This window comes from Streptomyces sp. YGL11-2 (assembly GCF_050054615.1).
In the GTDB taxonomy this organism is placed as follows: domain Bacteria; phylum Actinomycetota; class Actinomycetes; order Streptomycetales; family Streptomycetaceae; genus Streptomyces.
On record NZ_JBNHIN010000073.1, the window covers coordinates 26002 to 34065 of the forward strand.

The following is an 8064-nucleotide window of genomic DNA, read 5'->3' on the forward strand; positions in this document are numbered from 1 at the left end:
ACGGGTCCCAGACCGATCGCGGTACGGGACCCATCGCATACCGGATCAGACTGCGGTGAGCATGCCCTGGACGTGCTGGGAGGTGTCCAGGAGCGGTTGGAGCCGTGCCCATGTCCCATCGGCCTGCCAGGCAGCGTAACGGCGCTGGACGGTTCGACGGGAAGTGCCCAGAGTCGGCGGAAGCTTTGACGGGGAGCACCCGAGGACGTGTACGGCCACGATGCCAGCCAGTACCGCCCGGCGGTCGGCGCGTGCGTCCGCGCGGTTCTCCTGGACGGGTACGGGCAGTAGGGGTTCAGCGGTGGCCCACAGGTCGTCAGGAAGCACGTCGGTGGGTTTGGCGTGCTCGGACAGGCAGGTGGGGAGTGAAGCCCGTTCAAGTTCCCCTGACTGGGGAAGGGTTGGACTCGACGTGGCGACTGTCGCACGGACGGGCTTGCTCGTGCTGGCGGGCCGGGTGGGACGTGGCGCGGTGGTGCGGCGGGGGCCCCGTGCTGCGGTGGGAAGGCTGCGGCCGGTGGGACCGGACGGGCGGGGTGCGGCAGGCACGTCCCCAGTCGCCACGGCAGCCAGCGTGCGCCGCACATCGGCAGCGTGATGGGCTGCGTCGGTGAACCAGCCGGAGAGCCGTTCGGCGAGTTCATGAGTGAGGGGCGCCAACACCCGGCACGTCCCGTCGCGGGTCTGGGTGAAGTCGGCGGCGGTGAACTCCCGCCCGGTGTCGCAGCCGTACCCGAGCATCCCCAGAACGAAGCGGTCCACGGCCGGGCGGACGGCTTCCATCAGGTCCAGGGCGAAGGAGTCGCGACCGTCCTTGTCTGCGTGGGAGATACCCATGCCTGGATCGATGCCGTAGGCGCGGCAGGCAGTGACGCATGCAGACTCGGCAACCCGGTAGGCATAGTTCAGTAGGGCATTGACTGGTTCGGTGGCACGGCGCGGGGAACGGCCGATGCGCGATTCCCTGCCGATGAACACCGTCCACTCGGTCGGGAGCGTGGCGGCGCGCTTCCCGGTGAACTCCATTTCAACGGTGCCGGTCCAGGCAGCCCAGTACTCTGCGGCGGCCTTGCCCTCGAACCCCCGGGCGGTGGCGATGGTGTCGGCGTCGTTGACTGCGGTAGCGCATGCGCGGATAGCGGCGGCGCGGGACGGTTGGCCAAGCAGTGTCTGTGCGATGTCTGCCTGTCCAGACAGCTTGCCAGTCAACAACTTTTTCGTGATGGCCAATCCAGTGACTTGGTGGGACTTGCCTTCGCCGCACAGGGCCTGTGCGCGGGTGATCCGGGCGTCTGGAGTGGGCAGTGCTCCGGCTTCAGCGATGGTGCGTCCGTCGCGGTCGTGGACGTGCACGGTGATGCCGTTGTCTGCGCACCAGCGCAGCGCATCGAAGCTGGGGAATCCGGTGTCAGCAAGGATGACGATCCGTTCGACGGTGCGTTGTGCGCGGTCCAGGGTGCGGGTGCGGCGGTGCCTGCCGATGCCGTCGGCGATAGTGAGGCGACCGGCGCGGACGGTGAGTTTGACGCCCATGCCGTCGGCGACGATCACGCGTGGGTCGCTGGATTCCCTGTCGTAGGTGAGCGCGACGGGGGTAGTCTCCTGGTTGTGCATCGTTCGGGCTCCTATCCCGTTCGGTGCTGCCCCGGTCCGGCGTTGGCGCGCTGGCCGGGGCTCTTTGTTGTTGTGGGGCCCACGATACCGGCCGGGTGCCTGACTGGGCAGGGGTTTCACAGGAACGGACCCGGTTTCTACGGGACTTCCGTTGGATTTCTTCCCTCTCTTGTCGCAGTTCTGTCGGCATTCCTCGTGGATTCGTTCTTGAATCGACTCGGATTCTCTGCTTCATTCCGTATGAATTTGTAGGCCGCCGTCGCAATTCTTCTTCAATTTGTAGACGCGCAGGTCAGAAGCGTATTTATCCTGACGCTTGCTTTTCTCCTTGGCATCGACCTACCTTCGATAACAGCAACGGCACAGACCCAGGGAAGGGGTGCCCGGAATGCAGGTATCGATAGCCGCCTACATTAACGACGGGGCGTTGAGTAAGGCTGCGTATGAAAGCCGCTTGGACGGTGCGAACAAGGCGGAGGTGGTCAGGTTCTCTCTTCTGCGCCTGTTGATGCCCGCATCCGATGCCCGTGCGGTCGTTTTCGCGAATTCGACCAGTCTTGCCGAGCGTGGCGGGCGGGTGGATGCGGATATTCCAGTGGAGGAGTTGGAGAAGGTTCGCAGGATGTATCCGAACTCTTCGGTTTCAGAGCTGGTTCGGTTCGCTTTGGACGTGGCAGGCGGAGTGCCGGAGGAGCAGGCACGCAAGGTCGCCAGGATCAAGCCGAGCCGACGACCGAAGAACGCGGCATAGAAGAAGAGAGGCCCGCCGTCCGATGGGTCGGGCGGCGGGCCGAGACTGCTTGAAAGGGATGGTAGCCATGATAACCGAAAACAGCGAATCCGTGATTTACCGGCGTGAGGCCATCACGTGGTATGCGCCGCCGTTCTTCATGGACGATGATAATCCGGTGCGCGTTGCGGGCACGCCGGAGGAAATTCACCCACTTCCAGGCGACCGGTTGGGTCATCTCGTTTTGCTGGAACTCGGGGAGCGGGGGCGCTGCCGGGCGCTTTGTGATTGCGGTACGAAGCGTTCTTTTTGGCTGCGGCATTTGATGAGCGGCAACACGCAATCGTGCGGAAAGTGCTGGACGGATTGCACAGGCGATTTGGGTTCGTGCGGGTGTTGGTCGTGCTCGGCGCACCGCTGGTACCTGGACCACGGCTGGACGATCCCGGAGCGTATCCAGGCTGCACAGGGGGCATGGCGGTACGGGCTGCAACGCCCCCACCCGGCACACCGTGAGCGGGTGAACTGGATATGCTGGGCCATTTTCAACGGGCGGATGTTCCCGCCGGACCTGCCCGGCGCTCCGGCCCGCTATGGCGTTTCGCGATGGGACGGGGTGCGGTCGCTGCGCGGTGTGTTGGTGAGGTGAAATGACGGGGCGAAGCGGCCCGCGCAAATCGTGGGGTGACTTGTCGCCCCGATCGCGGGAACGAGCCGCGCGCATTGCTGAGGAATACGGGATTTCGCGGCGCAGTGCACGGGAGATGTACAACCGGGGTACGTTCCGCCCCTTTGCACGGGATGCGGAGGAGCGGACGCCACGCGATGTGCGGATGCAGCCGGGCAAGTACTTCAAAAGCATGTACGTGCTCGCGCAGTTGGGAAATTCCGTGGAAACGGTTGAAGTCGGTGGGCTGAGCCGTGCCGAGCGGGAAGCGATAGCGCGGCATTGGGCGCATGTGCGGAATTTCCTGGAAGGCAAGCCAGGCGCCGAAAGGCGGTTACAGCGATACGAGGGAAAAAGATCCGGCGGACACCCGCCGGCTGAGTTCGCCAGCGATCCCACGGATATTGAGCTATGGGCCCGTGTGGAGCCTTTTGCCTACGAGTCCATCTATGTGGAGTGAGCCATGACGGGCGTATGCGCGTGCTGCGGCAGAACGGGCCGGATAGAATCCCATCACATCGGCGGATGGCGACACAGTGACATCACGATCGACGTGTGCCCAGATTGCCACAACGCGTTGACAATCGCGGATGTCCACGAACGGACCTGGACGTCATCCGATGCCGTTCAGCGAATCGGCCTGGCGATTATCGACCTTGCCGCCCGCGCCTACGAAAGCGCGGGCCTGCCCGTCGAAATGGCTGCGGCGCACGGCATGATATTGGCGTTGCGAGAGACGGCGGGATTCACCTACCGGCCATCATCGGCGATGGCGGAAGAACCCGGCACAGTGGCCCATCCGGATACCGCACGGCAGATGGAATCCCTGTGGGCTGCATATACACAGTTCTGCGAAGCGTCCGGGAAACCGGCGACATCATTCGCCGCAGAAGCGTTCATTGCATTTTTGATCTGGCTGAGTGTGCAGTGAACCCGGATGAGTACCTGACCGTGGCATTCCGCGCGTGGACCGGGAAACGCGGAACCGTGCCACACCCGAGCGCCCCGGTAGACCCTCCACGCCGGATACTCGTCATTGACACAGAAACCACCATCGATACGGCCCAGTCCCTCACTTTCGGATTCGCCCGACTCGCCCGGCTGCGATGGCGAAAGAATGCCAATGGAAGGGCAGAGTATTTCTCGCATCATGTGGAGACAGAAGTTGCCTTCCACGCCGATGATCTGCCAGAGACCGATCCGGTCGGTTATGGGATTTTGGAGCAGTACACGGCGGCGCGTGGAATCGACCTGGTGACCCGGACTGAATTCATGGAGCAATACGTGTGGCGCTATTGCGTCGCGCGGAAGAACCGCAAGGGCAATATTTTGGGGGATGCGACGCTCGTAGGATTCAATCTCCCCTTCGATCTTTCACGCCTTGCCTACGGATTCGGAGACGCGCGCAATACCCGCGCTGCCGATGGGGCGGTGAAGGTGGCCCGCAAGGGATCATTTAGCCTGCGGATGTTCCCCGATGTCGCGCCATGCCTAGTCGAATGCTCGCGTCGCCACCGCCATATCACCGAGCGCGAACAGAACCGCTACCGGCCGCGTCTGACGATCCGGCATATGGATTCCAAGAAGGCTGCCATCTCTTGGACTTTCTCGGCGGACTCGAAGGCGGACCGGGAATTGAGCGCCAAGCGTCGCCAGTTCCTCGATCTGCGGCAGTTGATTTGGGGGATGACCAACCGGGCCACTAGCCTGGCGGCGGCCTGTGAGATGTTCGCTCTGCCCAAGGAGCTGCACAAGGCCCGGGTAGAGGAACACGGCACTATTACCAAGCAATACGTTGCCTATGCGCGCCAGGACGTACGGGCCACGACGGAATTGTGTGTACGGGCGCTTTCCGAATACGTGCACCACCCGATCAACCTGCCTCCGTCAAAGGTCTTTTCGCCCGCATCGATCGCTAAGGCATACCTGCGGGAGATGGGAATTACTCCGATGCTGGAACGCCCCGGAATCCCGGCCGATCCGCTGCTGATGGGGAATTGCGTGGCGACTTTTTACGGCGGGCGCGCGGAGGCCCATATTCGAAATACTGTCGTCCCGGTCACCGTATGCGACTTCACATCGATGTATCCCACGGTGAACACGCTCATGCACCTATGGGACCACGTGACCGCAAAAACACTCACGGTACTTGATGGAAAGGAGGAAACCGAGCAGTTCATCCGCCTTGCCGAAACTGTCGCACACAACGGCGCCCCTGCCGTCCTCGACCCGAATATCTGGCCGAAGCTCACCGGATTCGTTCAGATAATCCCTGACAGCGATGTCCTGCCCGTGCGAGCGCACTACGGGACCGAAGCCTACAACGTAGGAATCAATAGGTTCACGTGCCGAATTCCCGTGTGGTACACCATGTCCGATGTTCTCGCCTCTTGCCTACTTGCCGGGAAAGCACCGAAAATCCTCGCTGTCGTGCGGTTCGTTCCCGGTGCGGAAAAGCTGGATACTCTCGCCTCGGTCGCGCTCGGCGGAACCGAACGCATCGACCCGGCGCGCGATGACTTTTTCAAAATGGTGGTGGAGCGTCGCGCGGCCATCAAGGCCAAGATATCCTCGGAAGCCTCCGGGCAGGAAGTGAAACGCAATGCGGAAGCCTTGAAAGTCCTGGCGAACTCCGGCAGCTATGGAATCTACGTCGAGATGCTTCGCAACGATTCCGCCCCACCTCGGGGCACGCCTGCCTATGGAATCTATGATCAGCCATGGGAAAGCACACCCAACGCTGTGGAGCAGGCACAGGAATTCTGTTATCCGCCCATCGGGGCAGTCATTACTGGGGCCGCTCGGCTCATGCTGGCCATTGTCGAGAAACTGGTCACAGACGCGGGCGGGACGTGGCTTTTCTGCGACACCGATTCCATGGCGATCGTGACTAATCGAAACGGTGGACGCATCCCGTGCGATGGCGGACCGAAGCGAATGCCGGACGGCCGCGCCGCAATTACGGCACTCAGTCACGCCCAAGTGCAGCGCATCCGCGACACCATCAACCGACTCAACCCGTACGACCGCCGCAACATCCCCGAACTACTCAAAGACGAAACCGGCAGCACCAATAAAGCCAATCAAGTCTACGGATACGCCATCAGTGCAAAACGCTACTGCCTTTTCACCTACGAGAACGGCGCTCCCGTCGTGCCGGGAGCCATCGACGGAAAGGACGCATTCATGCAACACGGCCTCGGTCTCTACCTTAACCCCGCCGACCCAGACGATCCCGCCGGACGCGATTGGATACGGCAGACGTGGCAATGGATCGTAGACCGTGCCCACGGCCAGCAGGCGCCCGATCCGGAATGGGCGAGGAATCCGGCCCTCTCGCAGATCACCATCAGCTCACCATTTGTGATGCGTGCCTTCCATCGATGGAACCAGGATAAGGAATACCGAGACATGGTGAAGCCCTTCAATTTCGTTCTCCTGGTCAGCGAAGACCGGACTAAAATCAACCCAGGGGAAACCTTCCCCCGGCGATTTCTCGCCCCTTATAGCGCCGACCCTGCCGCATGGCTCACGCAGGAATGGCAAACACTCACCGACCCCGCAGCGCCACCAATACGCGTCACCACAGGCCCCGCCAATTCAGCGTGCATCCCGGTCCGAGCACATCGCATCGTGCTACTCCAGTACCTCCACCACCGGGAGTGGAAGTCCGCCATGTCCGACGGTAAACCCTGCGCCCACTCCTATAACGGACTCCTGTTCCGCCGCACCGTCCGGGCGAAGGAAATTGTTCACATCGGCAAGGAGTCCAACCGCATTGACGACGTGCAACACCAGATGATTGATAACTTCGGACAGGTATTCACCCAGTACCCACACGAAGACCGCAGCATTATCCGGCACGCTTTCGCCAACCTGACCACTCGCGAGATAGCCCGGATCGTCAACGATGAATCCGAGGAGATACGAAACCGCGTGGAGTCGTTCCAAATCCCGGAAAGAAACGGGGCCATTCCCAACCACCTTGACCCGTATAGGGCGCTCGGCTTTCCCGTCACTGTCAACCATGCCACCATGGTTCGATTCTTCAACGGCGCACACATAAAAAACGCCCTCCAGGCTCACGCCATTACCCGCACCGCCGCTAAACGAGTGGCTGCCGATGTCGGTGTAAACACAGTGCGCATCGGCTACCATTCGCAACTCATTGCGCCCGATGTCGTATTGGCCATGTGGGTCGATTCCAAAGCACTCAGCCCCAAGCCGCACGCCCTTACGGAAGACCCATAGTCGTCCGGTAGCTATTTCCGCGCAGATTTGCAGGGTTCCGAAACCTCTTTCAGTGAGGCCGGAATTATCCGGGGCGTCCTGAAGGTTGTTCTTAGGGGTAGCGATGCTGTAGCGATGGCACGCGGAGAAGACACCCCGCACGCGCGAGAGGAGCGCACCATGAATTCACGAGAATTCATCGGCAAGGATTCCGCACACGGAACCGGCGGACGATACCGAGACGGATGCAGATGCGAACAATGTAAAACTGCGCAACGAGAACGCATGCGAAAATACCGGGCACGGCGCAGAACCGAAAGCTCGCGGAAACAAATCAATGCAACCCCCATACCCGCCCACACCCCACCGATCCCTCAAGCCAGCGACGACGAACCAGACGACTACCAGCCCGAACCCGCCCCACTCACCGACATTGCCGCACGCCTGCAAGCCGAACACGACCGCAAGGCAGCACAACAGCACCCCATACCCGTCCAGCCAACGGGCGACGGACCACCTGAACCAACACCGCACACACCATCACCACACCAGCCAAACCCCAACGCAACCCGCGCCATATTCAACCGACTTGCCCGCGATACTGCTGCCCTCGGCAACCTCGCTGAACACCCCTCAGAGCCCCGCTAACGGCCCACCAACGTCCGCCGGGCCTTCCCATCGCCGAACCTACGACCGCCCACCCAGATGCCCGCATACGCCGTCGGCTCGCCACATCTTTTAGGTCCAATACCAGTGATTTAGGGTTTTTTGCGGTGTTTGCTGGTGGGTTTGGTTGGTGGGACCAACCTGATGGTTGGGGTGG

The 8064-nt window shown here is 61.7% G+C and carries 6 protein-coding genes; 5 read left to right on the forward strand and 1 reads right to left on the reverse strand.

The window, feature by feature from the left end; translation table 11 throughout:
• Positions 1 to 45 precede the first annotated feature (45 nt).
• Complete coding sequence (gene cas1, locus ACO1BR_RS40055; RefSeq protein ID WP_426800034.1) at positions 46 to 1614, reverse strand: CRISPR-associated endonuclease Cas1; 1569 nt, start codon at positions 1612 to 1614, stop codon at positions 46 to 48.
• Between the two features lie 388 nt (positions 1615 to 2002).
• Here cas1 and ACO1BR_RS40060 point away from each other — a divergent pair, with 388 nt between their 5' ends.
• From ACO1BR_RS40060 to ACO1BR_RS40080, 5 genes are all read left to right on the forward strand, one after another.
• Complete coding sequence (locus tag ACO1BR_RS40060) at positions 2003 to 2365, forward strand: hypothetical protein (RefSeq protein ID WP_426800035.1); 363 nt, start codon at positions 2003 to 2005, stop codon at positions 2363 to 2365.
• Between the two features lie 67 nt (positions 2366 to 2432).
• Positions 2433 to 2993, forward strand: a complete 561-nt coding sequence (locus tag ACO1BR_RS40065; RefSeq protein ID WP_426800036.1) for a hypothetical protein — start codon at positions 2433 to 2435, stop codon at positions 2991 to 2993.
• Between the two features lie 184 nt (positions 2994 to 3177).
• Complete coding sequence (locus ACO1BR_RS40070; RefSeq protein WP_426800037.1) at positions 3178 to 3471, forward strand: hypothetical protein; 294 nt, start codon at positions 3178 to 3180, stop codon at positions 3469 to 3471.
• A gap of 3 nt (positions 3472 to 3474) precedes the next feature.
• Entirely contained in the window at positions 3475 to 3942 is a 468-nt protein-coding gene (locus ACO1BR_RS40075) for a hypothetical protein (RefSeq protein WP_426800038.1), read from the forward strand.
• Positions 3939 to 7262, forward strand: coding sequence for a hypothetical protein (locus ACO1BR_RS40080; RefSeq protein WP_426800039.1), 3324 nt, complete (start codon positions 3939 to 3941; stop codon positions 7260 to 7262). The genes ACO1BR_RS40075 and ACO1BR_RS40080 overlap by 4 nt, the downstream gene beginning before the upstream one ends.
• The last annotated feature ends 802 nt before the right edge of the window (positions 7263 to 8064 follow it).

Excerpts from the sequence above, each read along its gene's own strand:
- cas1 (WP_426800034.1), bottom strand. The coding sequence starts at position 1,614 with ATGCACAACCAGGAGACTACCCCCGTCGCGCTCACCTACGACAGGGAA.
- ACO1BR_RS40060 (WP_426800035.1), top strand. The coding sequence starts at position 2,003 with ATGCAGGTATCGATAGCCGCCTACATTAACGACGGGGCGTTGAGTAAG.
- ACO1BR_RS40065 (WP_426800036.1), top strand. The coding sequence starts at position 2,433 with ATGATAACCGAAAACAGCGAATCCGTGATTTACCGGCGTGAGGCCATC.
- ACO1BR_RS40070 (WP_426800037.1), top strand. The coding sequence starts at position 3,178 with ATGCAGCCGGGCAAGTACTTCAAAAGCATGTACGTGCTCGCGCAGTTG.
- ACO1BR_RS40075 (WP_426800038.1), top strand. The coding sequence starts at position 3,475 with ATGACGGGCGTATGCGCGTGCTGCGGCAGAACGGGCCGGATAGAATCC.